The following is a 26,986-nucleotide window of genomic DNA, read 5'->3' as shown; positions in this document are numbered from 1 at the left end:
GGTATCTGATGGGCACGTTTTACAGCAACGGGCTGAAGAAGTAAAACAGTCGCTCGACGATCCGCTGCCAGAGCGGTCGTTTTAGCCAACGACGGGCGTCAAGCAGGCGCGAACGCGAGATATAGTCATCCTGGACCGCCGCCAGATCGCTGCCAAAACCGGCGTCATCAATGACCAGCGTAATCTCAAAATTGAGCCACAGGCTGCGCATATCCAGATTCACCGTCCCCACCAGGCTCAGTTCGCCATCCACCAGCACGCTCTTGGTATGCAACAATCCGCCTTCAAACTGATAAATTTTGACCCCGGCCGCCAGCAGCTCGGTGAAAAAGGCCCGGCTGGCCCAGCCCACCAGCAGTGAATCGTTCTTGCGCGGTAAAATAATACTCACGTCGACACCGCGCTGGGCGGCGGTACAGATTGCGTGCAGCAGGTCGTCGCTGGGCACGAAGTAAGGTGTCGTCATGATCAGATGCTCTTTCGCCGCGTAGGCGGCGGTGAGGAGCGCCTGATGGATCAGATCTTCCGGAAAGCCCGGGCCGGAGGCGATCGTGTGGATGGTATGCCCGCTGGCCTCTTCGAACGGCATGATATTGACGTCCGGTGGTGGCGGCAGAATGCGCTTTCCGGTTTCGATTTCCCAGTCGCAGGAGTAGACGATGCCCATCGAGGTCGCCACCGGGCCTTCCATCCGCGCCATCAGGTCAATCCACTGGCCGACCCCCGAGTCCTGCTTAAAGTAGCGCGGATCGACCATATTCATGCTGCCGGTATAGGCAATATAGTTATCGATCATCACCATCTTGCGATGTTGACGCAAATCCATCCGGCGCAGGAACACACGCATCAGGTTAACTTTGAGGGCCTCGACGACTTCAATACCGGCGTTACGCATCATCGCCGCCCATGGGCTGCGGAAAAAGGCCACGCTGCCCGCAGAATCGAGCATTAGCCGACAGTGAACCCCACGACGCGCGGCGGCCATCAGCGATTCGGCGACGCTGTCGGCCATACCGCCTGGCTGCCAGATATAAAAGACCATCTCGATATTGTGGCGGGCCAGTTGAATATCGCGGATCAGAGCCTGCATCACGTCGTCAGATTCCGTCAGCAGCTGCAGCTGGTTGCCTTTTACGCCACCAATGCCCTGACGCCGTTCACACAGCTTGAACAGGGATTCTGCCACCGGGCTGTTATCTTCCGCGAAGATATGTTTGCAGGCTTTGAGGTCGTTTAACCACTTGGCCGTCGAGGGCCACATCGCCCTGGCGCGTTCCGCCCGGCGTTTGCCGAGATGCAGTTCGCCAAAGGAGAGATAGGCGATAATCCCCACCAGCGGCAGGATATAAATGATCAGCAACCATGCCATGGCGGACGGGACAGCGCGGCGTTTCATTAGAATTCGTAATGTTACACCGGCGATCAACAGCCAGTACCCCAGAATGACCAGCCAGTTCACCACCGTGTAAAAGGTTGTCATAGATGTAAAATCCTTTTGAATGACGTTATGTGATGAGTTTACGCATCAGTATTTTTCTGGCAAATAAAAACGCAGCGAAAGCGGTAGTCAGTTGCTGGCAGAGGTTTATAATGGAGGCTGTTTTCACTCGTAGAGTCGTTGCAATGAAGCGTAGTAGAACGGAAGTAGGGCGCTGGCGCATGCTGAGACAGGTGAATCGCCGTAAAGCGCGCTGGCTGGAAGCCCAATCGCGCCGCAATATGCGGATCCTTGCTATCAGGAAGGGACTGGTGAAACGGCAGCGTCATGCTCTGCTGTTTATTTTTCCCGACTGTTAAGCGAGCAGGCTAACGGCACCGTACGCGGTGCCGTTGTCGTTTTCTCAGCCCTGCGCTGAATTATCGTTATCATTGCCATCTTGACATCATTATTTTGCTCGACTGCGGTGCAACGACAGTTTGCGCCTGGCTTGCTTTCACGTCTCATTAAAATAGGCATGTCACGTTATTCCGGGCGGTTTGTTTCAGGCAGAACCTATTCCTGCCGCCACAGGAATTAATTGCCATGCAGTATTTATTGTTACCCAGACAGGTGCGGCGCTGTCGAATGCATGCCTACACTGGCCAGCAGATGCAGCCTGAAGTAAGTTGAGAAGAATGATGAAACAGGCGCAGTCAGATCATGGCGCATGAGGCTAAGCGTGCCGCTCCTGGTCTTAAATAATCTGCGCCTGTTTGTTTGCCTTTCAGAACGGTTGTCTGGATAACGCGCCTGAATAAAATGCACGCTATTACGCGTGCATTACTTTATTTTGCATAGGCTTCAGTGGATAAAGTGATGGTCACGTTATCACTTACCGCGGGCACATACTTATCAAGCTTGAAGTCTGAACGTTTGATTACCCCTGTTGCATCAAATCCAATCGCCTCTTTTTTCACCATTGGATGCATGTCCTGCTTATTGAGGGTTGCATGCAGAACTACCGGTTTGGTGATGCCTTTAATGGTAAGGTTACCTTCGACATCATATTTATTGTCGCCCTTGCTTTCCACTTTGGTACTCCGGAAAGTAGCCTCGGGAAACGTTTTGACATCAAAGTATTCTTTGCCTAAAAATTCATCGGTTAACGCTTTGACATGCGTGTCAATGGTTTTTACCGGCAGAGTAACGCTAACAGAAGATTTTTCAGGGTTCTCTTTGTCAAAAGATAATTTCCCTGAAACATCAGAGATATAGGCGGTAGGGTTAGAGAAACCGAAATGATTCCAGGCAATCACCACCGACGTGTGCTGCGGATCCAGGTTATATTCCGTCGCCGCAGCTTGTGATACAGGGATATATAAGGCAAGCAGAGAAAGAAATACTGTTTTTTTCAGAACGTTCACAAAAAAGTCCTCAAAATGAGCAAGTACACAAAGGGTAGCTTAAAAAGAGGGAAGTCTTATTGAAAACATTTGTTATTCCCTTTCAAAATTTTTAATCAAGCACGAATAACCCTACAGTAACGCAGCGTGAACTTTACGCAAGGCAATTAATAGAAGTTAAAAAATGATCATCGGCAATTTTAACCTGACGGTGAGATTTTTATTGGGCCATGTCAGGATATTGTGTGTGGTTATATCATTGCGGGGCTATTTTCCCTGGGGAGAGAAATCACCGCGAGCCTGAATGCAGGAAGGTTGTTTAAGACCGGTTCAGTACCTTGCGAAAACCGGACATTAATCCCCGTTTATTCCATGGCTTAATATCGGCAGGGAGAAATTACCCGCATCAACATGCTTATCCAGTTAATGTAAAAAAGAGCAATAACCATAAATTAGGCATTTATCCAATCTAATGTCGATGTTAAACGAATAAATGTCGATATATTATTCTGTGTTATTTATTTTTTTGTAGTCATTTCTTTTTAATTCTTCCTGGCGTTTTTTTAGCTTTATCACAATAGTGTCGCGCAAAAAACAATCAATCAATAAATAAAATACAAGATCTTACATAACGTACTTACACAATTTATTAACAATTAAATATAATTCCCGACATCGATGTTTTATCGCCATTTTCTATCCCGGCATTATGCTTCATTTATGCCGTTTGGCTTACTGCGGGGAAAACATCGATAGTTAAATAAGAAATAGTTTTATTTCATGGTGTTATCAGGAGAGTTATTATGTCAGATACGAATCCCCGCTCATCCGGCTGGTTAGGCCTGTGGTGCCTGCTGGTCGGCGTGATACTGCTTGCGACAGGCCTGTTCTTTGTCATCGGCGGTTATAAACTGGTTTCCCTGGGGGGAAGCTGGTATTTCCTTATTGCCGGGGTTATTACCCTGCTCGCCGCGATTCAGTTTTTCCGCCGCAGGTCGTCCGCGGTGTGGCTGTTTGCTCTGGTATTCGTGGGTACCCTGATTTGGGCACTGTTTGATGCCGGCTTCGACTTCTGGCCGCTCGTTTCCCGTTTGATGGTACCCGCCGGGTTGATGCTGCTGGCGGCGGCCACCTGGCCTGCGCTACGTAAGCATGAAGGAAAGCCTTACAGCACCAAAGGGGCATGGGGGGTCTGCGTTGTTCTGGTTATCGCCATGGGCGTCACCTTTGTTCAGATGTTTCAGCCCCATCCCACAGTGGCGTTCAGCGGCGAGAAATTACCGCTGGTGCCGGTAAAAGAAGACGCTAAACAGCAAAACTGGGACCACTACGGCAATACTGCCGGCGGTAGCCGCTTTGTGGCGTTGGACCAGATCACGCGTGACAATGTAAAAAACCTGAAACCCGTCTGGACCTTCCATACTGGCGACACCCCGTTAAGCCCGGATGGCAATGGCGCAGAAGATCAGCAAACACCGCTGCAGGTAGGCGATCGTGTTTTCCTCTGTACCCCGCATAACAATGTGATCGCCGTCGATGCCGATAGTGGAAAAGAGATCTGGAGAGCGGAAATTAATGCGAAATCCGCCATCTGGATGCGCTGCCGAGGCCTGGCGTATTTTGATGCGACGAAGCCACTGACGCAGCCCACTGTGGCAGGCTCCTCCCCGGTTCTGCCGGCACAGGTCGCGCCAGGTGCAGCATGCCAGCGTCGCATCCTGATGAATACGATTGATGACAGATTGATCGCCTTAGACGCAGATAACGGCCAATTCTGCCCGGACTTCGGGACGAACGGCAGCGTGAATCTGCGGGAAGGGATGGGCGCTGCGGCAGATCCAAGCTATGTGTTGACTTCAGCCCCGACGCTGGCTGGCACCACGGTGGTGGTTGGAGGCCGCGTGGCGGATAACGTCAGTACTGACATGCCTGGCGGCGTGGTGCGCGGTTATGACGTGATTACCGGCCAGCAGCGCTGGGCATTTGATCCGCGTAATCCGGATCCCAATCATGTTCTGCAACCGGGGGAACATTACAAACGCAGTTCCGCTAACTCCTGGGCGCCCATGTCCTGGGATGCGTCGATGAATACCCTCTTTATTCCGATGGGGAGCTCCTCTGTTGACCTGTGGGGCGCAGACCGTATTCAGGGCGATCACAAATACGCCACTTCAATCCTGGCGCTGGATGCGACCACCGGGAAAGAGAAGTGGGTATACAAGACCGTGCGTAACGATCTGTGGGACTTCGATGTCCCGATGCAGCCAAGCCTGGTCGATTTCCCGACCAAAGAGGGCAACAAACCCGCCGTGGTGGTGGGGACCAAAGCGGGTCAAATCTATGTACTTGATCGCCTGACGGGTCAACCGCTTACCGAAGTGAAAGAGGTCCCGGTGAAACCGGCTGATATCCCAAATGAACAATATCCGGCGACGCAGCCGCGCTCTGTTGGGATGCCGCAGATTGGGGCGGAAACCCTGAAAGAATCTGATATGTGGGGGGCAACGCCGTTTGATCAGCTGGTCTGTCGTATCAGCTTCAAATCGATGCGTTATGACGGGCTGTACACCATGCCGGGGACCGATGTTTCCCTCAGCTTCCCGGGCTCTCTGGGAGGAATGAACTGGGGCAGCCTGTCTACCGATCCGAACAACCACTATATCTTCGTCAATGATATGCGTCTGGGTCTGTGGGTGCAGCTGATTAAGCAGGACCCACAAAGCGCGGTGGCTAACACCGGTGGTGAAGCGGTGAACGCCGGGATGGGGGCGGTCCCGATGAAAGGAACACCGTACTCGGTCAACAAAAACCGTTTCATGTCGCCGCTGGGGATCCCATGTCAGAAACCGCCGTTTGGTACGCTGTCCGCGATTGACCTGAAAACACAGAAAATCGTCTGGCAGGTGCCGGTCGGTACCGTCCAGGATACCGGTCCGTTTGGCATAAAAATGCGTGCTCAGATGCCGATCGGTATGCCGACGCTGGGTGGAACCCTGGCAACTCAGGGCGGCCTGGTGTTCATTGCCGGAACCCAGGACTACTACCTGCGCGCCTTCGATTCATCTACGGGTGAAGAAGTCTGGAAAGCCCGTCTTCCGGTAGGAAGCCAGGGGGGACCCATCAGCTATGTTTCGCCGAAGACCGGCAAACAATACATTTTGATTTCCGCCGGTGGAGCCCGCCAGTCGCCGGATCGCGGTGACTACGTGATTGCCTATGCGCTCGATAAGTAACAGATAATTGGATCAGCGATAACGATCAGAGGCCCCCGCCGGACAGCGGGGGCTTTTGATATTAATGCAGGGATGGTGAGGCGTTAGGCGACGATGTTGAGGCAGGAGAGGGGATCTGACCCTGTACAGGACATGTCAGTGAGAGAACAGCCAAACTTTTCGCGTGATGGAAAAGGGCGACATTTTAATGTTGTGTACCAAAATGCGCCCTTTAATCTGATGGCCTGGTGTCTTTTTATGGCTAACCAGAAAAATAGCAGGGAATATTTATCAAAACACTTTCTTATAAGGCTTAACAGAGACCTGGCGGTAGACGCCAGCCGCAATATACGGATCATCATTGGCCCAGGACTGCGCCGCTTCCAGCGACTCAAACTCGGCAATCACCGTTGAGCCGCTGAACCCTGCTGCGCCCGGTTCGTTGCTGTCAACGGCCGGCATTGGCCCGGCGGTAAGCAGCCGGCCTTCATCGTGTAAGAGTTGCAGACGCGCGAGATGCGCAGGGCGAACCGAGAGCCGCTTTTCCAGAGAATCGGCGATATCTTCAGCGTAGATAACGTAAAGCACGGCAAAGCTCCTTATCAATAATCAGGCGAATTACGTTAAGTTAAACCGCCTTGGACTGCAATGCAAAGATGCATACCGGTGTCGAATGCGCTGCCGACGCGGCTTTTTTCTGCAAATGGTGGCAAAAATTGACTCAGGTTAATACGCCTTATTGAATATGATTGCTATTTGCATTTAAAATCGGAGCATCATTTTTCAACAGAAACGACTATGAGCGCAATGACCCTTGATTTACCTCGCCGCTTCCCGTGGCCAACGCTGCTGTCCGTGGCTATCCACGGTGCCGTTGTGGCGGGGCTGCTTTATACCTCGGTACATCAGGTTATTGAACAGCCTTCTCCGACGCAGCCGATTGAGATTACGATGGTCGCGCCGGCCGATCTTGAACCGCCCCCGGCGGCACAGCCAGTCGTGGAGCCCGTTGTCGAACCTGATCCTGAGCCGGAACCCGAGGTGGTGCCTGAACCGCCGAAAGAGGCGCCGGTGGTGATCCATAAACCGGAACCGAAGCCGAAGCCTAAACCCAAACCGAAACCCAAGCCGGAGAAAAAGGTTGAGCAGCCGAAGCGGGACGTGAAGCCGGCAGCAGAGCCGCGTCCGGCCTCGCCGTTTGAAAACAACAACACGACGCCAGCGCGCACCGCGCCAAGCACCTCGACCGCGGCCGCCAAACCCACCGTTACTGCCCCGAGCGGCCCGCGGGCGATCAGCCGTGTCCAGCCGACCTATCCGGCCCGCGCCCAGGCGCTGCGCATCGAAGGGACGGTACGGGTGAAGTTTGACGTGACGCCAGATGGCCGAATCGACAACCTACAGATCCTCTCTGCCCAGCCGGCCAATATGTTTGAGCGCGAAGTGAAAAGCGCGATGCGCAGATGGCGTTACGAGCAGGCAAGACCGGGAACCGGCGTGACGATGACTATCAAATTCCGTCTGAGTGGGGTCGAGATCAACTGATAATGCGTTGCGGCGGACCCCCTGGTCCGCCGTGAGTCTTGTCTAACGCGTTTTTTCCGTCAATACATCGTCCAGCGCCTGCTGGACCGTCACCAGGTGCTGGCCACCAAACAAAATCGCCCGGTTCAGCAGGGTGTACAGCTGATAGATGGGCTGGCGATCGAGAAAACCTGCTGGCAGCGGTGAAACGGACTGGTAGCCGTCATAGATCTGCGGCGGTTGTTCCGGGTGCATCGGCAGCATGGCTAAATCGCACTCGCGATCGCCCCAGTAGCAGGCCGGATCGAAGATATAGGGGCCATCTGGTCCTAAGGCGCAGTTACCGGACCACAGGTCACCATGGAGCAGTGAAGGTTGCGGCTGATGGTTGGCCAGCCGCTGCTGAACCACATCGACTAAGGTATCGATATCGCCAAAGTGCAGCCCTTTCTCCGCCGCCAGCTCCAGTTGCCAGCCGATACGCTGCTCGGCAAAGAACACCGACCAGCGACGCTGCCAGGCGTTGGGCTGCGGCGTGGTGGAAAGATCGTTGTCGAAATCCAGACCAAACTGCGGCTGATCGCTCCACTGATGCAGATGCGCTAACTGCTGGCCGAGCAGGAAGGCATTATGCGCATCCAGCGGACGGGGAGGGAGGTATTCCATGACCACAAAACTGTAGTCACGGTCGCTGCCGACCGCATAGACCTGCGGCACGCGAACGGTTTTGCTTCGCGACAGCAGTTCCAGCTGATCGGCCTCGGCGGTGAAGATGGGCAGAAGCTCACGTTCGTCGCATTTCACGAAGTAATCTTTCCCGCCGAAGCGTAAATGCCAGGCCGAATGGATTTCCCCACCGGGCAGCTCGGTTTTCAGTTCGATTTCAGCGTTTTCGGAATGCCAATCGCGTAAAAGTGTACTGATTGCTTGCCACATGCTGTCTCTCCCCATGTTTTCCACCATATCATAAGGTTAGCGCACTGCTACCGGGTAAACCTGGAACTGACGCACAACTGACGCTTTCCGTTGCGTTAAACGCACTTATTGAGCTTTTAACCACTCGGCGAATGTGCTGACCGTAATCTCTGCCGGGCGGCCCAGAGCTGATTCCGCCAGCCCTGCGCTGAGGGCCTTAACTTCATCAGCATCCTGGGCGCTGAGCAGGCCAAAGGTGTTCGTCCCCAGCTCATGGGGATTGCCGTCTTCATCATTGAGCGTCAGTACGAACCCGGCGCGGGTAAAGTGGTTGCTGACCTCGTTGATCTCCGTCAGCGCCTGTTCGTGAAAGGTGACGCTGACGACCCAGGCGGTTATCTCATTGCTCATCTCTACACCCCATTGTTATCCATAGCCTTTCCAGCATAGACCATCCAGCCAATATCGTGGCTCCCTCCGCCAGCGCGGAGGGGCAGGGAAGATCAGCGACCGCAGAGATAATCGTAGATTTTTTGCGTATTGGCCTGCGAGCAGAGACGGGTGCCCTGATTGATTGTCGCGGCGCTACCGGCAGCGACGCCAAAGCGAACCATATCTTCCAGCCCGGCGTTTTCCGCCAGACGCAGGGTCATGGCGCCCACCATGCTGTCGCCGGCGCCGACGGTGCTCTGGCTTTTCATCGGCGGCGGCACCACCTGAACGCTGCCGCTGGCGTCAACGCCTAACGCCCCCTGCGGCCCGAGCGAAACCACCACCCGGCGTACTTTACCGGACTGGATCAACGACTGGGCGGCAAGGCGTACGTCATCGGGTTGGCTCAGATCGCGCTGTACGAGGGCGCTGAGCTCTTTCTGGTTCGGCTTCACCAGCTCAATATTGCCGACGTCCAGCGCCGCAGCCAGCGCGTCGCCGGAGCTGTCGATAATGCAGCGCAGTCCCTGCTGTTGCGCATTTTTCACCAGTTGCATCAGGTTTTCGACGCTGATACCTGGCGGCAGGCTGCCGCTTACCACCAGCAGTGAGCCGGGTTCGATAGTCAGGACTTTCTCTTCCAGCCGACGGAACTCATCATCCGTCAACGCTGCGCCGGGCATAACAAAACGATATTGTTCGCCGCTGGCGGCCACGTGAACGTGCAGGTTTTGCCGCGTCCAGTCGCGGGTTTCGACGGTCTCGACCGGCACCTGCTCATCGGCCAGCAGGGCTGCTAAGTGCTCGCCGGTGGCGCCGCCAACCGGGAAAATGGCGGTGGCTTTGCCGCCAAGAAAGGTCACGGCACGGGCAACGTTGATCCCGCCGCCGCCGGGCTCAAATACTGGCGCGCTGCAGCGGAGTTTACCTTCGGGATAAATCTGTGGGGTCTGCGTGGCGCTATCCAGCGAGGGGGCCAGCGTTAACGTATAAATTTTGGTCATTCCTTCTCCTCCTTAATACGGCGACTGTGCTTTATTTAAGCATGGCACGATGGCTCCGGGAGGGAAAGTGATGTTCCTGAGAGATTTGCAAAGAAGCCTGTATTTTCATTATGAAATAAAGATTGTTTCCGGAGCTGTCTTATTCAAAAAACGAAAGAGTAAGTGATTGCTATGTTATTCGTGCTTTTTTATAATTTGCTACCTTTCTTAGGACCTGCACACCGCGATCCTCGCGAAAGTTTCCGGGACCCTCAGGTCTCTTTTATGTTGTACGGACGCTAAATTCAATGAGCGGGCAGGTTGTGTCTGTTCATCATTTGTACTGTCCTAAAAAATGTATTTTAGAGAGTTATAATGAAGCTTTTAAAGACAGTACCCGCAGCGGTTATGCTGGCGGGGGGGCTTTTTGCGTCTGTTGGCGCAATGGCCGATGATTCTGTATTTACCGTCATGGATGACCCTTCCGCTGCTAAAAAACCTTTCGAAGGTGTGGTTAACGCAGGCTACCTGGCGCAGTCCGGCAACACCAAAAACTCCTCGATGACGGCAGATTCCACCTTGACCTGGTATGGTAATACCACCGCCTGGTCGCTGTGGGGGAATGCCAGCAACACCTCTTCCAACGATGAGCGATCCTCAGAAAAATATGCAGTCGGTGGGCGTAGCCGCTACAACCTGACCGATATGAACTATATCTTTGGTCAGGGGAGCTGGCTGACCGACCGCTATAATGGCTATCAGCAGCGTGATGTCCTGACGGCGGGTTATGGTCGTCAGATCCTCAACGGTCCGGTGCACAGCCTGCGGTTTGAATTCGGTCCTGGCGTTCGCTATGACGAGTTTACCGATGGAGAAACCGATACTCAGCCGCTGGGTTACGCCTCCGGCACCTGGGCCTGGCAGATGACCGATAACGCCAAATTTACGCAAGGGGTCTCGGTGTTTGGCGCTGAGGACACCACCGTCAACTCTGAGAGCGCGTTAAACGTGGCGATTAACGCCCATTTCGCGCTGAAGGTCGCCTACAACGTGACCTGGAACTCGGCACCGCCTTCCTCTGCGCCAGAGCATACCGATCGCCGGACGTCGCTGTCCCTTGGGTATAAAATGTAATATTTTCAGGCCGGGTTTCCCCGGCCTGTTCGTTTTAAATTTAGCAATGAGTGCCATTATTTTTTCTGGCCTTTTGTTTTAGTTTTTATAAAAAGAAATAGCCCTCCATCTTTTCTCCATTATTCCCGGTTTGTTGACAAATATTCATTCTATTTGACACGAAAAGCTAAATATTCGACGGACAAATATGTGATCTGGATCTATAATGATATGCACTGACCGAGCGGAGAAATCGCGCGGTCTGTCTTCCGTAATAAGAGAATGAATATCATGAAAAACACTTCATTTACCATCGCAGCCCTGGCGCTGTGCGTGCTTTCCTTTGGCGCATCCGCTGCCACGCCCGTTCCGCCATCAGGCAACCAGGACCATACTCAGGTTGGCATCGCCAAAGCGACTGACATTGAGGCTGGCTCGAATATCGCCCCCGGTTCCCGGACCACCGGACAATCCATGAGCGATGCCTTTAATGTGCATACGCTGGTGGCCGGCGAGTGGTCATAATATACCAGACCTTTATTTCGCCGTACGTCAATTAAGCCGGGTGAAGCGGTACCGGTTTAACGCGCTGCGTTAAAGATTAAGTATGCAATATCATTGCGTCTCTTCTATCACGTCCGAATAATATTATCCGGCTTTGCCGGGGATTATTCTTGCCTGCAGTAGCAGGATATTCGTCTTTTTATCTCAATCTCTCTTGTTTTCTCCACATTCCGCCATCATTTATACGCTTGCGGCTTTAATCACGTACCAATGATGTGTAAACTACTCCCCGGTGTTATCAGCAGGCGGTGGCAGGCGGGAACGGTCTATCCGGTCGTCCTCCTATTTTCGCAGAGTGAAGCGGGAACTGCGCCTTAACCTGATGATAATTATGATTATATAGTTTTGTATGTGCTCTTTCGTGTGGGGCACCACTGCAAATAAGGACATAAAATGCCTGTAATTACGCTTCCTGATGGCAGTCAACGCCATTTTGACCACGCTGTTAGCCCCATGGATGTTGCGCTGGATATCGGTCCAGGCCTGGCGAAAGCCACCATTGCCGGGCGGGTAAACGGTGAACTGGTAGACGCCTGCGACCCGATCGAAACCGATTCCACTCTCTCTATTATCACTGCGAAAGATGAAGAAGGGCTGGAGATCATTCGTCACTCCTGTGCGCACCTGTTAGGCCATGCCATTAAACAGCTGTGGCCCAACACCAAAATGGCTATCGGTCCGGTTGTTGATAATGGCTTCTACTATGACGTAGACCTCGACCACACCCTGACTCAGGAAGATATCGACGCGCTCGAAAAACGTATGCATGAGCTCGCCGAGAAAAACTACGATGTTATCAAGAAGAAAGTCAGCTGGCACGAAGCGCGTGAAACCTTCGTGAAGCGCGGCGAAACCTATAAAGTTTCTATTCTTGACGAAAACATTGCTCATGATGATAAGCCGGGTCTGTATCATCATGAAGAATATATCGATATGTGCCGCGGCCCGCACGTACCGAATATGCGCTTCTGTCATCACTTCAAGCTGATGAAAACCGCCGGTGCCTACTGGCGCGGCGACAGCAACAATAAAATGTTGCAGCGTATCTACGGTACCGCGTGGGCAGATAAAAAAGCGCTGAATGCCTATCTGCAGCGTCTTGAAGAAGCCGCCAAGCGTGACCACCGTAAAATTGGCAAGCAGCTTGACCTGTATCATATGCAGGAAGAGGCGCCGGGTATGGTGTTCTGGCACAACGACGGCTGGACTATCTTCCGTGAACTGGAAACCTTTGTTCGTTCTAAACTGAAAGAGTACCAGTATCAGGAAGTCAAAGGTCCGTTCATGATGGACCGTGTGCTGTGGGAAAAAACCGGCCACTGGGACAACTACAAAGATGCGATGTTCACCACCTCTTCTGAGAACCGTGAATACTGCATCAAGCCGATGAACTGCCCGGGCCACGTGCAGATCTTCAACCAGGGTTTGAAATCCTACCGCGATCTGCCGCTGCGTATGGCGGAATTCGGTAGCTGCCACCGTAACGAACCGTCTGGCGCGCTGCACGGTCTGATGCGCGTTCGCGGCTTTACCCAGGATGATGCGCATATCTTCTGTACTGAAGATCAGGTTCGCGATGAAGTGAACGCCTGTATTCGTATGGTCTACGATATGTACAGCACCTTTGGCTTCGAGAAGATCGTCGTCAAACTGTCAACTCGCCCGGAAAAACGTATCGGTAGCGATGAGACCTGGGATCGCGCGGAAGCGGATCTGGCGGTGGCGCTGGAAGAAAATAACATCCCATTTGAGTATCAACTGGGCGAAGGGGCGTTCTACGGCCCGAAAATTGAATTTACCCTGTATGACTGCCTCGATCGCGCATGGCAGTGCGGAACGGTACAGCTGGACTTCTCTCTGCCGCAGCGTTTAAGCGCCTCCTATGTGGGCGAAAACAACGAGCGTCAGGTACCGGTCATGATTCACCGTGCGATTCTCGGTTCTCTGGAGCGCTTCATTGGCATCCTGACCGAAGAGTTCGCCGGCTTCTTCCCAACCTGGATTGCACCAGTGCAGGTAGTGGTCATGAATATTACCGATTCTCAGGCTGAATACGTTAACGAATTGACGCGTAAACTACAAAATGCGGGCATTCGTGTAAAAGCAGACTTGAGAAATGAGAAGATTGGCTTTAAAATCCGCGAGCACACTTTACGTCGTGTCCCGTATATGTTGGTCTGTGGCGACAAAGAAGTCGAAGCCGGCAAAGTGGCCGTGCGCACCCGTCGCGGGAAAGACCTCGGCAGCATGGACGTAAGTGAAGTGATTGAGAAGCTGCAACAAGAGATTCGCAGCCGCAGTCTTCAACAACTGGAGGAATAAGGTATTAAAGGCGGAAAACGAGTTCAAACGGCACGTCCGAATCGTATCAATGGCGAGATTCGCGCCCTGGAAGTTCGCTTGACAGGTCTGGAAGGCGAAGCTTTGGGTATTGTGAGTCTGAGAGAAGCTCTCGAAAAGGCTGAAGAGGCCGGAGTAGATTTAGTTGAAATCAGCCCTAACGCCGAACCGCCAGTTTGTCGTATCATGGACTACGGCAAGTTCCTTTATGAAAAGAGTAAGTCTTCTAAGGAACAGAAGAAAAAGCAAAAAGTTATCCAGGTTAAGGAAATTAAATTCCGTCCTGGGACCGATGATGGTGATTACCAGGTAAAACTCCGCAGCCTGGTTCGCTTTCTCGAAGATGGCGATAAGGCTAAGATCACACTGCGTTTCCGCGGTCGTGAGATGGCCCACCAGCAGATCGGTATGGAAGTGCTTACGCGCGTCCGTGACGATCTGAGTGAACTGGCAGTAGTCGAATCCTTCCCTACGAAGATCGAAGGCCGCCAGATGATCATGGTGCTCGCTCCTAAGAAGAAACAGTAAGGCCTTCAAGTAGCGATGTCAGTGGAGCCTTAGGGCTTCACTGATGTTGTTCGCCTATGTTTCGTTTATTAACAATGCGAAGTGGAAGTTATTAAGATGCCAAAAATTAAGACCGTACGCGGTGCTGCTAAGCGCTTCAAAAAAACCGGTAAAGGTGGTTTTAAGCACAAGCACGCTAACCTGCGTCACATTCTGACTAAAAAAGCTACCAAGCGTAAACGTCACCTGCGTCCGAAAGCCATGGTTTCCAAAGGCGATCTGGGCCTGGTTATCGCGTGCCTGCCGTACGCATAAGTCGTTAACGTTTAACTTTTTTAACTTAGAATAGATACAGGAGAGCACACATGGCTCGCGTAAAACGTGGTGTAATTGCACGTGCACGTCACAAGAAAATTTTGAAACAAGCTAAAGGCTACTACGGTGCGCGTTCTCGCGTATACCGCGTTGCCTTCCAGGCTGTTATCAAAGCTGGTCAGTACGCTTACCGTGACCGTCGTCAACGTAAACGTCAGTTCCGTCAACTGTGGATTGCACGTATCAACGCAGCAGCACGTCAGAACGGTATTTCTTACAGCAAATTCATCAATGGCCTGAAAAAAGCCTCTGTTGAAATCGACCGTAAGATCCTGGCTGACATCGCCGTATTCGACAAAGTAGCGTTCACCGCTCTGGTCGAAAAAGCGAAAGCAGCTCTGGCATAAGCCAGTTGAAAGAGGGAGCTTGTCTCCCTCTTTTCGTTTCAACACCATCAATACATTGACTTTTATCGGCGCAGGCTTTTCAATACAGGTCTGACGTTTCTTACCAGACAAGGTAATGCAAGCATGAATGCTGCTATTTTCCGCTTCTTTTTTTACTTTAGCACCTGAACTCAGGAGGCTAGCGCGTGAAAGAAGAAACGGAAAACAGCGCCAGAAAGCCTCCCCTGTGGAGGCTTTTTTCGTATATGGATTCGGGATATTAATTTCACTATAACCGGTGTCTGCACCGACATAATGAGGAAAACCATGTCACATCTCGCAGAGCTGGTTGCCAGTGCCAAGGCAGCCATTAACGAGGCATCAGATGTTGCTGCGCTGGACAACGTCCGCGTGGAATACCTGGGTAAAAAAGGGCATCTGACCCTGCAAATGACCACCCTGCGTGAGTTACCGCCGGAAGAGCGTCCGGCAGCCGGCGCGGTCATCAACGAAGCGAAAGAGCAGGTGCAGCAGGCGCTGAACGCGCGCAAAGCTGATCTGGAAGGCGCAGCGCTGAATGCGCGTCTGGCCGCAGAGACCATTGACGTCTCGCTGCCGGGACGCCGCATTGAAAATGGCGGCCTGCATCCGGTCACTCGCACCATCGACCGTATTGAAAGTTTCTTCGGTGAGCTCGGCTTTACCGTGGCGACTGGCCCGGAAATCGAAGATGATTACCACAACTTCGATGCGCTGAATATTCCGGGTCATCATCCGGCGCGCGCTGACCACGACACTTTCTGGTTCGATGCCACTCGCCTGCTGCGTACTCAGACCTCCGGCGTGCAGATCCGCACCATGGAAAACCAGCAGCCGCCCATCCGCATTATCGCGCCGGGCCGCGTCTATCGTAACGACTACGACCAGACCCATACCCCGATGTTCCACCAGATGGAAGGTCTGATTGTTGATAAAAACATCAGCTTCACCAACCTGAAAGGGACGCTGCACGACTTCCTGAACAACTTCTTTGAAGAAGACCTGCAGGTGCGCTTCCGTCCGTCCTACTTCCCGTTCACCGAGCCGTCCGCAGAAGTTGACGTGATGGGTAAAAACGGCAAATGGCTGGAAGTGCTGGGCTGCGGGATGGTACACCCGAACGTGCTGCGTAACGTCGGTATCGATCCGGAAGTTTACTCCGGCTTCGCCTTCGGTATGGGGATGGAGCGTCTGACCATGCTGCGTTATGGCGTGACCGATCTGCGCGCGTTCTTCGAAAACGATCTGCGTTTCCTCAAACAGTTTAAATAAGGGCAGGACAGAACAATGAAATTCAGTGAACTGTGGTTACGCGAGTGGGTTAACCCGGCGATCGACAGCGAAGCGCTTTCCGATCAGATCACCATGGCGGGCCTCGAGGTCGACGGCGTTGAGCCGGTTGCCGGCAGCTTCAACGGCGTAGTGGTCGGTGAAGTGGTGGAGTGCGGCCAGCATCCAAATGCTGACAAACTGCGCGTCACCAAAGTCAACGTGGGCGGTGAACGCCTGCTGGACATCGTCTGCGGCGCGCCAAACTGCCGTCAGGGGCTGAAAGTCGCCGTGGCGACCATCGGCGCCGTGCTGCCGGGCGATTTTAAAATTAAAGCGGCGAAGCTGCGCGGCGAACCGTCAGAAGGGATGCTGTGCTCTTTCTCCGAGCTGGGTATTTCCGACGACCATAGCGGTATCATCGAACTGCCGGCGGATGCGCCGATCGGCACTGATATTCGTGAATACCTCAAGCTTGACGATAACACTATCGAAATCAGCGTCACGCCAAACCGTGCCGACTGCCTGGGTATCATCGGTGTGGCGCGCGATGTCGCTGTGCTGAACAAAGCGCCGCTGAACGCGCCGGAAATTACGCCGGTTGCCGCGACCATTGACGACGTGCTGCCGATTCAGGTTGACGCGCCGCAGGCGTGCCCGCGCTATCTGGGCCGCGTGGTGAAAGGCATCAACGTCAAAGCGCCGACCCCGCTGTGGATGAAAGAGAAGCTGCGCCGCTGCGGGATCCGCTCCATCGACGCGGTGGTTGACGTGACAAACTATGTCCTGCTTGAGCTGGGCCAGCCGATGCACGCCTTTGACCGCGACCGTATCGAAGGCGGGATCGTGGTGCGCATGGCGAAAGAGGGTGAAACCCTGGTGCTGCTCGATGGCTCTGAAGCGAAGCTCGACAGTGACACCCTGGTTATTGCTGACCATAACAAAGCGCTGGCGATGGGCGGGATCTTCGGCGGGGAACACTCCGGCGTTAACGACGAAACCCAGAACGTGCTGCTGGAATGCGCGTTCTTCAGCCCGCTGTCCATTACCGGCCGCGCGCGCCGTCATGGCCTGCACACCGATGCCTCTCATCGCTATGAGCGCGGCGTCGATCCGGCGCTGCAGTATAAAGCGCTGGAGCGTGCCACGCGTCTGCTGATCGACCTCTGCGGCGGTGAAGCTGGCCCGGTGATCGACGTGACAAACGAAGAGACCTTGCCAAAACGCGCCACCATTACCCTGCGTCGTAGCAAACTGGATCGCCTGATTGGCCACCATATCGATGACGCGCAGGTCACCGACATTCTGCAGCGCCTCGGCTGCGAAGTGACGGTGGGTCAGGACGAATGGCAGGCAGTCGCCCCGAGCTGGCGTTTCGACATGGAGATCGAAGAAGATCTGGTCGAAGAAGTGGCTCGCGTTTATGGCTACAACAACATTCCTGATGCGCCAGTACAGGCGGGTCTGATCATGGGTACCCATCGTGAAGCCGACCTGTCGCTGAAGCGCGTAAAAACGCTGCTGAACGACAAAGGCTATCAGGAAGTGATCACCTACAGCTTTGTTGACCCGAAAATCCAGCAGCTGATCCACGCCGGGGAAGAGGCGCTGATCCTGCCAAGCCCGATCTCCAGCGAAATGTCGGCGATGCGTCTGTCGCTGTGGACCGGCCTGCTGGGTACCGTGGTCTACAACCAGAACCGTCAGCAGAGCCGCGTGCGCATCTTTGAGAGTGGCCTGCGCTTCGTGCCGGATACTCAGGCGCCGCTGGGCATTCGTCAGGATGTGATGCTGGCCGGGGCGATCTGCGGTAACCGCTACGAAGAGCACTGGACGCTGGCGAAAGAGACGGTCGATTTCTATGATCTGAAGGGCGATCTGGAATCCGTACTGGATTTAACCGGTAAATTGGCCGACATCGAGTTCCGTGGCGAAGCGATCGCCGCGCTGCATCCAGGCCAATCCGCAGCGATTTATCTTAAAGGTGAACGCATTGGTTTCATTGGGGTTGTTCATCCGGAACTGGAACGTAAACTGGATCTGAATGGTCGCACTCTGGTGTTCGAACTGGAGTGGGACAAGCTCGCAGACCGCGTGGTGCCTCAGGCGCGCGATATTTCCCGCTTCCCGGCGAACCGTCGTGACATCGCGGTGCTGGTCGCGGAAAACGTGGCTGCTGCCGATGTTTTAGCCGAATGTAAGAAAGTTGGCGTAAATCAGGTAGTTGGCGTAAACTTATTTGACGTGTACCGTGGTAAAGGTGTGGCGGAAGGGTATAAGAGCCTTGCGATTAGCCTGATCCTGCAGGATACCAGCCGTACACTCGAAGAAGAGGAGATTGCCGCTACCGTTGCCAGATGTGTAGAGGCATTAAAAGAGCGATTCCAGGCATCATTGAGGGATTGAACCTATGGCGCTTACAAAAGCTGAAATGTCAGAATATCTGTTTGATAAGCTTGGGCTTAGCAAGCGGGATGCCAAAGAACTGGTCGAGTTGTTTTTCGAAGAGATCCGTCGTGCTCTGGAAAACGGAGAACAGGTCAAACTCTCCGGGTTCGGCAACTTCGATTTGCGGGATAAAAACCAACGCCCGGGACGTAACCCGAAGACGGGGGAGGATATTCCCATTACAGCCCGGCGCGTGGTGACCTTCAGACCCGGTCAGAAACTGAAAAGCCGTGTCGAAAACGCGTCGCCGAAAGACAAATAATCTGAACTAATTAAAAAGGCCGCATTGCGGCCTTTTTCTTTTCTATACGTCCTTACGCTTTGACGGCGGTGAGCATGATCTCCACCAGGATATCCGGTCGCGCCATCTCCGCCTGTACTGCTGCTCGCGCCGGGCTCTGGCCTTCCGGCATCCACTGTACCCACACGTCATTGAATGCGACAAAATCACGTTCGATATCTTTCAGCCAGATCTGCGCGGAGAGAATTTGCCGCTTATCGCTCCCGGCAGCCGCCAACAGGGCATCGATCTTCTCCAGCACTTCACGGGTTTGTAAAACGATATCGTCTTCGCTGCTTTTTGGCGTCTGCCCGGAGAGGAACAACAGATTGCCATACGCAACGCTGGCGGAAAGGCGAGGTTGTGGATTATTGCGAATAATGGTCATGCGGTTTGTTTCCATGTGAGACCTTCTAAAGAAATAGTGGGTGCCTGATTGTCGATTAACGCGCCCAGCACCACCGCGCTGCCGGCGGCGAGGGTAAAGCCGAGACTACCCTGGCCGAGGTTCATCCATAGATTGGGGTATCCGGCGCGACCCAGCATCGGCGGGCCTGCTGGTGTTGACGGGCGCATGCCGGTCCAGGCTTCGGCCTTGTCCAGCCCTTCGAGTTCGGGAAAGCTACGGGCGACGATGTTTTTCAGCGCCTGAATGCGTCTCTCGCGCAGTTGGTCGCCGTCGTAGCCGATGTCCACCATCGCCGCGATGCGCAGTTTTTGGCCAAGGCGGGCATAAACGATTTTGTGCCCGTAGTCGGTGACGCTGATGTCAGGGGCAATACCTGCTTTTTCAGGATAGGGCAGGGTCAGGCTGTACCCCTTCAGGGCGCACAGCGGCACGCGAACTCCCAGATGCCCAAGCAGAGGACCACTGCCGTTACCGGCGGCAACGACATAATCATCGCCGGTGATGGTTCCCCGGTTGGTCTCCAGGGCGCTGATGCGTCCGCCGCGCTTATTGAGCCGCTGCACCTCACAGTGGGTCAGCAGGCTAAAGTCGTTGCTGGCATTGAGCTTATCGAGCAGGGCAAGGCAGAACTGATGGCAATCTGCCGTTTCATCGCCCGGCGAATAAATCCCGCCCTGCAGCGAAGGGCTGATATGTCTGAGTGCCGGCTCCAGCTGCAGACAGGCGTCAGCATTCAGCGCTTGTTGATACTGAGGATCTATCCCTTTTGCCGCTTTATTAAAATCATATTCGCGGCGATGGATAATTAATTTACCGCTGCGCCGCCAGTGAAAATCGGCAAGATTATCCTCATCCAGCCACGACTGCATGACGTGACGGCTGAGCAACGACAGGCGCAAAATATGATCGCCGTTCATTTTATTGGTCTGGCTATTACAGGCACGCAGGAACTGCAGCAGCCAGCGCCACTGCTGGAAAGACATCTTAAGACGCATATTCAGCGGTGAATCGGCTTTGCCCATCCATTTAATTCCCTGCAGGGGAACGCCGCTATCGGCAAGGGGGGCAACGTAGCGATAACTTAATTGTCCGCCGTTAGCAAAACTGGTGGCACTGCCCGGTTCAGCATTGCGCTCCAGTAATTGCACCTGATGGCCGCGCTTAATCAGTTCCCAGGCCGTGGCCAGACCGACCACGCCGCCGCCGATAATGACAATGCGTTTGTTCATAACCCGATATATCCACCGCTAATCAATTTATCGGGTTATGTCAAAGCATTTACCCCAGCGGCGCAATTGACTTTTTATGGTCAGGGTATAACCGCAGGTTAATCTCCTTGAGTTGCTGGCGCAGACGCTGGCAGAGAAAATCGACGAACTTTTGCGCCATTGGACTCAGCGAAACATCGGCCCGGCGCAGCAGGCAGAGGTTGATGGCAATCGGCGGCGTAATGGGGTGGATCATCTCTGGAGCCAGGTTGTGCTGGGCGGAAAAGATATCTGTGATGCTGCAGCCCATGCCGCGCTTCACGAACTCGGTGGCCATATAGTAGGTCTGAACGTTAAGCCGGGTGGTGGAAAAGTCGCGACGGGTGGCGATGGCCGCCGAGAGCGAGTGCGGCCCTGGCGAGATCCAGCGCTGCTGGTCGATCTGGCCGATGTCCACCGCCCCCTGACGATAATGACGGTCGATGTACACCAGCGGTACTTCGGCAATCAGGGTGGTCAGGATCTCTCCCTGCTGCACCGGCTGTAGCGTCAGCGCCAAATCTATCTCGCGCAAATCCAGTTTTCTGACCAGCGTCTCGGTGTGCTCGGTGGTGAGCGTCATCACCAGGTTGCTGTTTTGCTGATAAAAGTCGGTCACCAGCTCTGGCACCAGGCTTAACCCCAGGCTCGGCAGGCAGCCTAAGGTGATTTTGGCGCGCGGATCGCGGGCCAGATTGTCGGCCAACAGGCGCAGGTTATCGAGGTCCTGATAAATGCTCTGCGCTTTTTCGAAAAGTGTGATCGCCTCGCTGGTCGGCAGCAGCTTGCCGCGCACCCGCTGAAAGAGGGTAAAACCCAGTTTCATCTCGGCGCTTTTTAGCGCTTTGCTGGCCGCTGGCTGAGAGATATTGAGCGCTTCCGCCGCCCGTGACAGCGAGCCGTAGGTCATTACGGCGTGAAAGATTTCCAGATGACGCAGTTTCATGAACAGTTAACTCAGGGTTATAGCCTACCGATAAAAAGTCATTATCCACTAACACAAAGTTAACATAAATTTAATCTCCAATCAGCGCTCCGGTTACATATTGTGCTGTAGACCCCGCCTAATGGCGGAATATTACGCTCTCAGAATCTATTCCTTTGTACCCAAACGCACCCTCAGGCTCGCGGCCAATAATGAAAAAGAGGGAGGATGTTTTCTGAGCAGGTACCAATACACCTCCTGACCCTTACGGTCGGATTGATTGGCATTAAGGAGTGTTATGAGTGACTCAACGCTCACAGGCAATGCGCCTGTCAGACGAAATATCACGCGGAAAAACGTTATTACTGGTCTGTTATTGCTGCTGTTCGTGTTGATCGCGCTGTGGTGCCACGGTCGACCGGGCAGTGAGCTTGGCCTGCTGGGATTTACGCCGCTGGTGGCACTAGCGATATTATCGCTGATCGGCGTTGATATTGTGCTGGCGGTGATCTCCTCGATTATTATCGCCATGATAATGACCTCGACCGGCCTGCCGGAAATGGGCACGATGCTGGCGAAATCCACCGGGTCATTTATCGCCACCGTAGGGCTTATCATTATGCTCGGCGCCGGCGTGGGGGAAGTGGCCACCCGCACCGGCGCAGCGGTTGAGCTGGTGAAATTCGTGGTTCATCGTATTGGGCTGTCGAGCCAGACGCGGGTTAAGTTCGGCATTGTGGTGTCATCGATTTTAATTTGTGGTTCGCTGGGCACCATGGCCGGTGGTAACGCCATTATCGTGGCCGTGATCATTCCGGTGGCGGCAGCGGTACGCTTAACGCCGCCGACGGTCGCCGCGCTGATGATGACCGCCGGCTCCGTTGGGCTCTTTACCGGGCCCTTCACCCCCAGCACCGTGACAATCCTCAGCCTCGGCGGGTTGAGCTATCCGGATTATCTGCTGTACGTCGGTCTGCCGATGAGTGCGGTGACGCTGCTGGCCGGCTGGATAATGGCGGGGCGGATCCAGAAGATGACTGAAGGCAAACTGCGCTATGACGTCGATCTTTCGGAGAAGCCAAAAGACGATCTCAGCGCCGCGCAGCAGCGTCGGCGTAAATTAAGCGCGCTGGCCTTCGCCGCGACGATCATTGTGATGGCGGTCGTTGGCGTGGTGATCAAAGCTGGCTTCAGCTTTGCGATTATCGTGATGCTGCTGGTGGCGCTGATGACCGGGCTGGTAGGCGGCCTGCGACCGACGCAGATCCTGCAGGCGCTGTATCACGGCTGCGGCCGTCTGGTGTGGATGTTTATCCTCTACTGGCTGTATAACCCAATCCTTGAACTGATGGATGGTCTGCATGCCTATCAGGGGCTGCTGGAGTATACCCAACCGCTGCTCGAGGGGATCTCCCCGGCCTGGCTGTGCTTTAGCATCTTCGCGTTCAATATTATCGGCCATGTGCCCGGTGCGGCGGTGGCGCAAATGACGTTTACCCATAAAATCTTTGGCCCGATGCTGATGGCCGCCGGCGTGCCGCCGCAGGGGACCACCGCGGTGCTGCTCGCCTCTTCTCAGGTGGACTGGTTCGGTCCGTTTCCCTCATCGGACATGTTCGGCCAGATGGGGCTGGCGCAGTCCACGCATCTGAAATATATGCTCTATAACGGCTGGGCAATCGTGGTGGCGAATATCATTCTCTTTGCGCTACTGTTTCAGATCCTGGTGTAACGAACGAACGCAGACGCGGGGGAGGTCTTCCTCCGCGTCGACGAACGGCCGCGAGGTTTTCCTTTTCTCACCGCGACACCCACCGTAAAATCAGCCTCTTGTTCCCACTGCGTAATGGAATCTATGCTGACTCTCGCCCATCTTCAACAGCGCCGCAGCCGGCGTTGGCTCTTCGGATTAACGCTGTTGCTCCTGGTCACCCTGCTGGTCAGCCTGTGCGCGGGCGATCAATGGATCCCGCCTGGGGAATGGCTGAGCGCGAAAGGCCAGTTGTTCATCTGGCAGATCCGCCTGCCGCGAACCCTGGCGGTGGTGCTGGTGGGGGCGGCGCTGGCGCTCTCCGGGGCGATTATGCAGGCGCTGTTTGAAAATCCGCTGGCGGAGCCGGGTCTGCTGGGCGTCTCCAACGGGGCGGGCGTCGGGCTGATTGCCGCCGTCCTGCTGGGCAAAGGAGTCTTGCCCGGCTGGGCGCTCGGGCTGTGCGCGATCCTCGGCGCGCTGCTGATCACCTTTATTTTGCTGCGTTTTGCCCGCCGCCATCTCTCTACCAGCCGTCTGCTGCTGGCGGGGGTGGCGCTGGGGATCATCTGCAGCGCCCTGATGACCTGGGCGGTCTACTTCTCCACCTCTTTTGACCTGCGTCAGCTGATGTACTGGATGATGGGCGGGTTTGGCGGCGTCGATTGGCAGCAGCTGTGGCTGATGTTAGCCCTCCTGCCGGTGCTTTGCTGGGTTTGTCTGCAGTCGCAACCCCTGAATTTACTGGCGCTGGGCGAAGTCTCCGCTCGTCAGCTTGGGCTGCCGCTGTGGCTATGGCGCAAGCTGCTGGTGGTGGCGACCGGCTGGTTGGTCGGCGTTAGCGTCGCGCTGGCGGGAGCCATTGGCTTTATCGGCCTGGTGATCCCGCACATTCTGCGGCTATGCGGTTTAAGCGATCACCGGGTGTTGCTCCCTGCCTGCATGCTGGCCGGGGCGAGCGCCTTGCTGGGGGCGGATATCATTGCCCGACTGGCGCTTTCCGCCGCAGAGCTGCCGATTGGCGTGGTGACGGCGACGCTGGGCGCGCCGGTCTTTATCTGGTTGCTGCTGCGTTCGCGGGGGCGGGGATAGCGCGGCGCCGTCGGCAGGGACGGCGCCGGTTCAGGCTTACCAGCCTTTGATCGCGTCGCCTTTGTAGACTTCCTTCGCTTTTTCCGCGACTTCGCTGGTCTGGAAAGCGGCTTTCAGCTCCTGAATTTTCTTGCTGTCCTTATTATCCTCGCGGGCGACAATCGCATTCACGTAAGGGGAATCCGGCCCCTCCATAAACAGACCGTCGCGGGCGGCCGACAGGCCCGCCTGGGCGGAGAAGTTGGTGTTAATGATTGACAAGCTAACGTTCGGATCATCAAGGGTACGGGTCAGCTGTGGAGTATCCACTTCAACAATTTTCAGCTTTTTCGGGTTGTCGATGATATCCAGCGTAGTGGGTAAATAGCCGACGCCCGGTTTCAGCTTGAGTAACCCCTGCGCCTGGAGCAGCAGCAGGCTGCGGCCCAGGGTGGTGGTTTCATTAGAAATGGTCACCGTCGCCCCTTCGGGCAGTTCGCTGATGTTTTTGATCCGGTGAGAATAGGCGGCAATAGGGAAGACAAAGGTTTTACCGACCACCGCAAATTTATAGCCGCGCTCTTTCGACTGCGCCTCAAGGTACGGCAGGGTCTGGAAGGCGTTGGCATCCACATCTTTGTTGTTCAGTGCTTCGTTGGGCAGCACATAATCATTGAAGGAGACCACTTCGACGTCGAGATGATATTTATCCTTCGCCACCTGCTCCACCACTTTCCAGATGGCTTCGTCCGGCCCGGTATTGATAGCGACTTTCACTTTATTATCTTCATCCGGAGAGCAGGCGCTCAGCAGGGCGACAGAGGTGGCGATTAACGCCAGGCTAAACAACTTCTTCATCAATAAAACTCTCTTAAATTAACAAGTAACGAAACCATATTACATTACCGGGACACTGTACACGGAAATGGTCGACTGCCCAATTGAGAGGATTTCATGTTGCCGACGGCCAGCGAAGCGCTGTTACATCATGCGACAACTCGGGGGGATTGGCAGTAGAATGGCGGCCGCTGAATCCGCTACAGTAGATAGGGATCACCTTCACCGGAAACCGGTTTATCCATTGAGGACAGGCTATGCAACATGACATTCTGAATACCGAAGTGACGACCATTGATGGCGAGAAAACCACCCTGGCATCCTTTGCCGGCAAGGTGCTGTTGATCGTCAATGTGGCCTCGAAATGCGGCCTGACGCCGCAGTATGAGCAACTCGAGGATCTGCAAAAGCAATTTGCCGGCGAGGGCTTTAGCGTGCTGGGGTTCCCCTGCAACCAGTTCCTCGGCCAGGAGCCGGGCAGTGAAGAAGAGATTAAGACCTTCTGCAGCACCACCTACGGCGTCACCTTCCCGCTGTTCAGCAAAATTGACGTCAACGGTGAACATCGCGCGCCGCTGTATCAAAAACTGATTGCCGCCGCGCCGAAAGCGGTGGCCCCGGAAGGCAGCGGTTTTTATGAGCGGATGGCCAGCAAAGGCCGGGCGCCGCTGTATGTGGACGACATTCTGTGGAATTTCGAAAAATTCCTCGTCGATCGCCAGGGCAACGTCATTGAGCGCTTCTCTCCGGATATGACGCCGGACGATCCGCAGCTGGTGGCGGCGATTAAAGGAGCGCTGGCGAAATAATGGCGTTTCTGATGCAGCTACAGGATGTAGAAGCGGCGGGGCGTCTGGCCCCGTTTTCTGCGGCCTTTCGCGCCGGGGAGATTGTCCACCTGGTGGGGCCGAACGGCGCAGGGAAGAGCACGCTGCTGGCCCGCATGGCGGGGCTGTCCGACGGCCCCGGCACGGTTCATTTTAACGGACGGCGGCTTGACGAGTGGCCGGCGACGGAGCTGGCGCGCCGTCGCGGATATCTGTGTCAACACCAGACCCCGCCGTTCGCCATGCCGGTGTGGCACTACCTGACGCTGCATATGCAGCAGCAGGGCGATAGCGCCCGTCTGAGCGATATCGCGGCCAGGCTTGGTCTTGACAATAAGCTGGACCGTCAGGTTAATCAGCTTTCGGGCGGTGAGTGGCAGCGCGTGCGGCTGGCGGCAGTGATCCTGCAGATCGATCCCTTGAGTCATCCCACGGGTCAACTGCTGCTGCTGGATGAGCCGATGAACAGTCTGGATGTGGCCCAGCAGGCGGCGCTGGATCGGCTGTTACGTGAGCTGAGCGCGGCGGGGATTGCGGTGGTGATGAGCAGCCACGATCTCAACCATACCCTGCGCCATGCCGGACAAAGCTGGCTGCTCTGCCAGGGGGAAGCCATCGCCTGCGGAGAGACCGCAGAGGTGCTGAATGAGGAAAATTTAACCGCTGCCTATGCGATCCCGTTCCAGCGCGTGGAGGTGGCCGGTCATATTATGCTCATCGCGTCACAGTAGCACGCAGTTATCTTGTCACTGTATTGATAAACAAGCTAA

Annotated in this window: 27 protein-coding genes and 1 other annotated feature; of the genes, 17 read left to right on the top strand and 10 right to left on the bottom strand. The window is 54.7% G+C overall.

Annotation, left to right across the window (positions count from 1 at the left end; genetic code table 11):
• Positions 1 to 19: 19 nt before the first annotated feature.
• Positions 20 to 1,480 carry a cardiolipin synthase gene (gene cls, locus A1WC_RS10390; RefSeq protein ID WP_008804416.1) on the bottom strand — a complete coding sequence of 487 codons (1,461 nt, stop codon included), beginning with the start codon at positions 1,478 to 1,480 and terminating at the stop codon, positions 20 to 22.
• Between the two features lie 143 nt (positions 1,481 to 1,623).
• On the opposite strand from cls, the gene A1WC_RS27535 reads away from it, so the two are divergent.
• Positions 1,624 to 1,797 carry a YciY family protein gene (locus A1WC_RS27535; RefSeq protein ID WP_023290120.1) on the top strand — a complete coding sequence of 58 codons (174 nt, stop codon included), beginning with the start codon at positions 1,624 to 1,626 and terminating at the stop codon, positions 1,795 to 1,797.
• A 468-nt stretch (positions 1,798 to 2,265) separates the two neighbouring features.
• On the opposite strand, the gene A1WC_RS10395 is transcribed toward A1WC_RS27535, so the two are convergent.
• Complete coding sequence (locus tag A1WC_RS10395) at positions 2,266 to 2,844, bottom strand: YceI family protein (protein WP_016161315.1); 579 nt, start codon at positions 2,842 to 2,844, stop codon at positions 2,266 to 2,268.
• 782 nt (positions 2,845 to 3,626) lie between these two features.
• On the opposite strand from A1WC_RS10395, the gene A1WC_RS10400 reads away from it, so the two are divergent.
• A complete protein-coding gene (locus A1WC_RS10400) occupies positions 3,627 to 6,056 on the top strand; it encodes a glucose/quinate/shikimate family membrane-bound PQQ-dependent dehydrogenase (protein ID WP_016161314.1) in 2,430 nt (809 codons plus the stop codon).
• Positions 6,057 to 6,326: 270 nt separating this feature from the next.
• Here A1WC_RS10400 and A1WC_RS10405 read toward each other — a convergent pair whose 3' ends face one another.
• The gene (locus A1WC_RS10405) at positions 6,327 to 6,623 is read right to left on the bottom strand and encodes a YciI family protein (RefSeq protein WP_008804420.1); all 297 of its coding nucleotides are present in this window, start codon (positions 6,621 to 6,623) and stop codon (positions 6,327 to 6,329) included.
• 210 nt (positions 6,624 to 6,833) lie between these two features.
• On the opposite strand from A1WC_RS10405, the gene tonB reads away from it, so the two are divergent.
• The gene (tonB, locus tag A1WC_RS10410; protein ID WP_022065331.1) at positions 6,834 to 7,580 is read left to right on the top strand and encodes a TonB system transport protein TonB; all 747 of its coding nucleotides are present in this window, start codon (positions 6,834 to 6,836) and stop codon (positions 7,578 to 7,580) included.
• A 42-nt stretch (positions 7,581 to 7,622) separates the two neighbouring features.
• Here tonB and A1WC_RS10415 read toward each other — a convergent pair whose 3' ends face one another.
• From A1WC_RS10415 to pfkB, 3 genes are all read right to left on the bottom strand, one after another.
• Positions 7,623 to 8,495: a fructosamine kinase family protein gene (locus A1WC_RS10415; RefSeq protein WP_012541366.1), complete on the bottom strand. Its 873-nt coding sequence runs from the start codon at positions 8,493 to 8,495 to the stop codon at positions 7,623 to 7,625.
• Positions 8,496 to 8,600: 105 nt separating this feature from the next.
• Entirely contained in the window at positions 8,601 to 8,885 is a 285-nt protein-coding gene (ghoS, locus tag A1WC_RS10420) for a type V toxin-antitoxin system endoribonuclease antitoxin GhoS (RefSeq protein ID WP_008804429.1), read from the bottom strand.
• Positions 8,886 to 8,977: 92 nt separating this feature from the next.
• Complete coding sequence (gene pfkB, locus A1WC_RS10425; protein ID WP_008804430.1) at positions 8,978 to 9,910, bottom strand: 6-phosphofructokinase II; 933 nt, start codon at positions 9,908 to 9,910, stop codon at positions 8,978 to 8,980.
• A gap of 354 nt (positions 9,911 to 10,264) precedes the next feature.
• Here pfkB and A1WC_RS10430 point away from each other — a divergent pair, with 354 nt between their 5' ends.
• The 10 genes from A1WC_RS10430 to ihfA all read left to right on the top strand — a co-directional run bounded on the left by A1WC_RS10430 (position 10,265) and on the right by ihfA (position 19,132).
• Positions 10,265 to 11,023 (top strand): DUF481 domain-containing protein, encoded by a 759-nt coding sequence (locus A1WC_RS10430; RefSeq protein WP_008804431.1) that lies wholly within the window; start codon positions 10,265 to 10,267, stop codon positions 11,021 to 11,023.
• A 270-nt stretch (positions 11,024 to 11,293) separates the two neighbouring features.
• Positions 11,294 to 11,527 carry a hypothetical protein gene (locus A1WC_RS10435; RefSeq protein ID WP_016161313.1) on the top strand — a complete coding sequence of 78 codons (234 nt, stop codon included), beginning with the start codon at positions 11,294 to 11,296 and terminating at the stop codon, positions 11,525 to 11,527.
• 432 nt (positions 11,528 to 11,959) lie between these two features.
• On the top strand, positions 11,960 to 13,888 hold the full coding sequence (gene thrS, locus A1WC_RS10440; RefSeq protein ID WP_008804433.1) for a threonine--tRNA ligase: 1,929 nt from the start codon (positions 11,960 to 11,962) through the stop codon (positions 13,886 to 13,888).
• A 3-nt stretch (positions 13,889 to 13,891) separates the two neighbouring features.
• Positions 13,892 to 14,434, top strand: a complete 543-nt coding sequence (gene infC / locus A1WC_RS10445) for a translation initiation factor IF-3 (RefSeq protein WP_012967832.1) — start codon at positions 13,892 to 13,894, stop codon at positions 14,432 to 14,434.
• A 96-nt stretch (positions 14,435 to 14,530) separates the two neighbouring features.
• Positions 14,531 to 14,728: a 50S ribosomal protein L35 gene (rpmI, locus tag A1WC_RS10450; protein ID WP_001124225.1), complete on the top strand. Its 198-nt coding sequence runs from the start codon at positions 14,531 to 14,533 to the stop codon at positions 14,726 to 14,728.
• A 50-nt stretch (positions 14,729 to 14,778) separates the two neighbouring features.
• Positions 14,779 to 15,135, top strand: coding sequence for a 50S ribosomal protein L20 (rplT, locus tag A1WC_RS10455; protein ID WP_000124850.1), 357 nt, complete (start codon positions 14,779 to 14,781; stop codon positions 15,133 to 15,135).
• Between the two features lie 118 nt (positions 15,136 to 15,253).
• Positions 15,254 to 15,378 (top strand) — a sequence feature (Phe leader region).
• Positions 15,259 to 15,303, top strand: a complete 45-nt coding sequence (gene pheM, locus A1WC_RS27970) for a pheST operon leader peptide PheM (RefSeq protein ID WP_001386830.1) — start codon at positions 15,259 to 15,261, stop codon at positions 15,301 to 15,303. It overlaps the preceding feature by 45 nt.
• Positions 15,379 to 15,441: 63 nt before the next feature.
• Complete coding sequence (gene pheS / locus A1WC_RS10460; RefSeq protein WP_008804435.1) at positions 15,442 to 16,425, top strand: phenylalanine--tRNA ligase subunit alpha; 984 nt, start codon at positions 15,442 to 15,444, stop codon at positions 16,423 to 16,425.
• 15 nt (positions 16,426 to 16,440) lie between these two features.
• Positions 16,441 to 18,828, top strand: coding sequence for a phenylalanine--tRNA ligase subunit beta (pheT, locus tag A1WC_RS10465; protein ID WP_016161312.1), 2,388 nt, complete (start codon positions 16,441 to 16,443; stop codon positions 18,826 to 18,828).
• Positions 18,829 to 18,832: 4 nt separating this feature from the next.
• Complete coding sequence (gene ihfA, locus A1WC_RS10470) at positions 18,833 to 19,132, top strand: integration host factor subunit alpha (RefSeq protein WP_002909098.1); 300 nt, start codon at positions 18,833 to 18,835, stop codon at positions 19,130 to 19,132.
• A 52-nt stretch (positions 19,133 to 19,184) separates the two neighbouring features.
• Here the strand turns inward: ihfA and A1WC_RS10475 are convergent, their stop codons facing one another.
• Genes A1WC_RS10475 through A1WC_RS10485 form a run of 3 tightly spaced genes read right to left on the bottom strand, consistent with a single transcriptional unit; the run spans position 19,185 to position 21,752 of the window.
• A complete protein-coding gene (locus A1WC_RS10475; protein ID WP_008804437.1) occupies positions 19,185 to 19,538 on the bottom strand; it encodes a RidA family protein in 354 nt (117 codons plus the stop codon).
• Positions 19,535 to 20,788: a D-amino acid dehydrogenase gene (locus A1WC_RS10480; RefSeq protein ID WP_016161311.1), complete on the bottom strand. Its 1,254-nt coding sequence runs from the start codon at positions 20,786 to 20,788 to the stop codon at positions 19,535 to 19,537. The genes A1WC_RS10475 and A1WC_RS10480 overlap by 4 nt, the downstream gene beginning before the upstream one ends.
• Positions 20,789 to 20,837: 49 nt before the next feature.
• The gene (locus A1WC_RS10485) at positions 20,838 to 21,752 is read right to left on the bottom strand and encodes a LysR family transcriptional regulator (protein ID WP_016161310.1); all 915 of its coding nucleotides are present in this window, start codon (positions 21,750 to 21,752) and stop codon (positions 20,838 to 20,840) included.
• A gap of 277 nt (positions 21,753 to 22,029) precedes the next feature.
• On the opposite strand from A1WC_RS10485, the gene A1WC_RS10490 reads away from it, so the two are divergent.
• Positions 22,030 to 23,463, top strand: a complete 1,434-nt coding sequence (locus tag A1WC_RS10490; protein WP_008804440.1) for a gluconate:proton symporter — start codon at positions 22,030 to 22,032, stop codon at positions 23,461 to 23,463.
• Positions 23,464 to 23,586: 123 nt separating this feature from the next.
• Positions 23,587 to 24,573, top strand: coding sequence for a vitamin B12 ABC transporter permease BtuC (btuC, locus tag A1WC_RS10495; protein WP_016161309.1), 987 nt, complete (start codon positions 23,587 to 23,589; stop codon positions 24,571 to 24,573).
• 36 nt (positions 24,574 to 24,609) lie between these two features.
• On the opposite strand, the gene A1WC_RS10500 is transcribed toward btuC, so the two are convergent.
• Entirely contained in the window at positions 24,610 to 25,410 is an 801-nt protein-coding gene (locus A1WC_RS10500) for a MetQ/NlpA family ABC transporter substrate-binding protein (protein ID WP_012967840.1), read from the bottom strand.
• Positions 25,411 to 25,646: 236 nt separating this feature from the next.
• Between A1WC_RS10500 and A1WC_RS10505 the strand changes: the two genes are divergently transcribed.
• Positions 25,647 to 26,198, top strand: a complete 552-nt coding sequence (locus A1WC_RS10505) for a glutathione peroxidase (RefSeq protein ID WP_008804442.1) — start codon at positions 25,647 to 25,649, stop codon at positions 26,196 to 26,198.
• The gene (btuD, locus tag A1WC_RS10510) at positions 26,198 to 26,947 is read left to right on the top strand and encodes a vitamin B12 ABC transporter ATP-binding protein BtuD (protein WP_016161308.1); all 750 of its coding nucleotides are present in this window, start codon (positions 26,198 to 26,200) and stop codon (positions 26,945 to 26,947) included. The genes A1WC_RS10505 and btuD overlap by 1 nt, the downstream gene beginning before the upstream one ends.
• Positions 26,948 to 26,986: the final 39 nt, after the last annotated feature.

It is taken from the genome of Klebsiella sp. KTE92 (assembly GCF_000398905.1).
Classification (GTDB): Bacteria; Pseudomonadota; Gammaproteobacteria; order Enterobacterales; family Enterobacteriaceae; genus Klebsiella; species Klebsiella variicola.
The sequence above is the reverse complement of the archived record's forward strand: the minus strand, read 5'-3'. Positions and strand labels throughout refer to the sequence as shown.

What these genes read in the sequence shown, in the direction of transcription:
- A1WC_RS10485 (WP_016161310.1), bottom strand. Translation starts at nt 21,752, where the DNA reads ATGAAACTGCGTCATCTGGAAATCTTTCACGCCGTAATGACCTACGGC.
- A1WC_RS10505 (WP_008804442.1), top strand. Translation starts at nt 25,647, where the DNA reads ATGCAACATGACATTCTGAATACCGAAGTGACGACCATTGATGGCGAG.
- pheT (WP_016161312.1), top strand. Translation starts at nt 16,441, where the DNA reads ATGAAATTCAGTGAACTGTGGTTACGCGAGTGGGTTAACCCGGCGATC.
- btuD (WP_016161308.1), top strand. Translation starts at nt 26,198, where the DNA reads ATGGCGTTTCTGATGCAGCTACAGGATGTAGAAGCGGCGGGGCGTCTG.
- A1WC_RS10500 (WP_012967840.1), bottom strand. Translation starts at nt 25,410, where the DNA reads ATGAAGAAGTTGTTTAGCCTGGCGTTAATCGCCACCTCTGTCGCCCTG.
- pfkB (WP_008804430.1), bottom strand. Translation starts at nt 9,910, where the DNA reads ATGACCAAAATTTATACGTTAACGCTGGCCCCCTCGCTGGATAGCGCC.
- tonB (WP_022065331.1), top strand. Translation starts at nt 6,834, where the DNA reads ATGAGCGCAATGACCCTTGATTTACCTCGCCGCTTCCCGTGGCCAACG.
- A1WC_RS10415 (WP_012541366.1), bottom strand. Translation starts at nt 8,495, where the DNA reads ATGTGGCAAGCAATCAGTACACTTTTACGCGATTGGCATTCCGAAAAC.
- thrS (WP_008804433.1), top strand. Translation starts at nt 11,960, where the DNA reads ATGCCTGTAATTACGCTTCCTGATGGCAGTCAACGCCATTTTGACCAC.
- pheS (WP_008804435.1), top strand. Translation starts at nt 15,442, where the DNA reads ATGTCACATCTCGCAGAGCTGGTTGCCAGTGCCAAGGCAGCCATTAAC.
- btuC (WP_016161309.1), top strand. Translation starts at nt 23,587, where the DNA reads ATGCTGACTCTCGCCCATCTTCAACAGCGCCGCAGCCGGCGTTGGCTC.
- A1WC_RS10490 (WP_008804440.1), top strand. Translation starts at nt 22,030, where the DNA reads ATGAGTGACTCAACGCTCACAGGCAATGCGCCTGTCAGACGAAATATC.
- A1WC_RS10400 (WP_016161314.1), top strand. Translation starts at nt 3,627, where the DNA reads ATGTCAGATACGAATCCCCGCTCATCCGGCTGGTTAGGCCTGTGGTGC.
- A1WC_RS10430 (WP_008804431.1), top strand. Translation starts at nt 10,265, where the DNA reads ATGAAGCTTTTAAAGACAGTACCCGCAGCGGTTATGCTGGCGGGGGGG.
- cls (WP_008804416.1), bottom strand. Translation starts at nt 1,480, where the DNA reads ATGACAACCTTTTACACGGTGGTGAACTGGCTGGTCATTCTGGGGTAC.
- ghoS (WP_008804429.1), bottom strand. Translation starts at nt 8,885, where the DNA reads ATGAGCAATGAGATAACCGCCTGGGTCGTCAGCGTCACCTTTCACGAA.
- A1WC_RS10435 (WP_016161313.1), top strand. Translation starts at nt 11,294, where the DNA reads ATGAAAAACACTTCATTTACCATCGCAGCCCTGGCGCTGTGCGTGCTT.
- A1WC_RS10480 (WP_016161311.1), bottom strand. Translation starts at nt 20,788, where the DNA reads ATGAACAAACGCATTGTCATTATCGGCGGCGGCGTGGTCGGTCTGGCC.
- rplT (WP_000124850.1), top strand. Translation starts at nt 14,779, where the DNA reads ATGGCTCGCGTAAAACGTGGTGTAATTGCACGTGCACGTCACAAGAAA.
- A1WC_RS10475 (WP_008804437.1), bottom strand. Translation starts at nt 19,538, where the DNA reads ATGACCATTATTCGCAATAATCCACAACCTCGCCTTTCCGCCAGCGTT.
- A1WC_RS27535 (WP_023290120.1), top strand. Translation starts at nt 1,624, where the DNA reads ATGAAGCGTAGTAGAACGGAAGTAGGGCGCTGGCGCATGCTGAGACAG.
- ihfA (WP_002909098.1), top strand. Translation starts at nt 18,833, where the DNA reads ATGGCGCTTACAAAAGCTGAAATGTCAGAATATCTGTTTGATAAGCTT.
- rpmI (WP_001124225.1), top strand. Translation starts at nt 14,531, where the DNA reads ATGCCAAAAATTAAGACCGTACGCGGTGCTGCTAAGCGCTTCAAAAAA.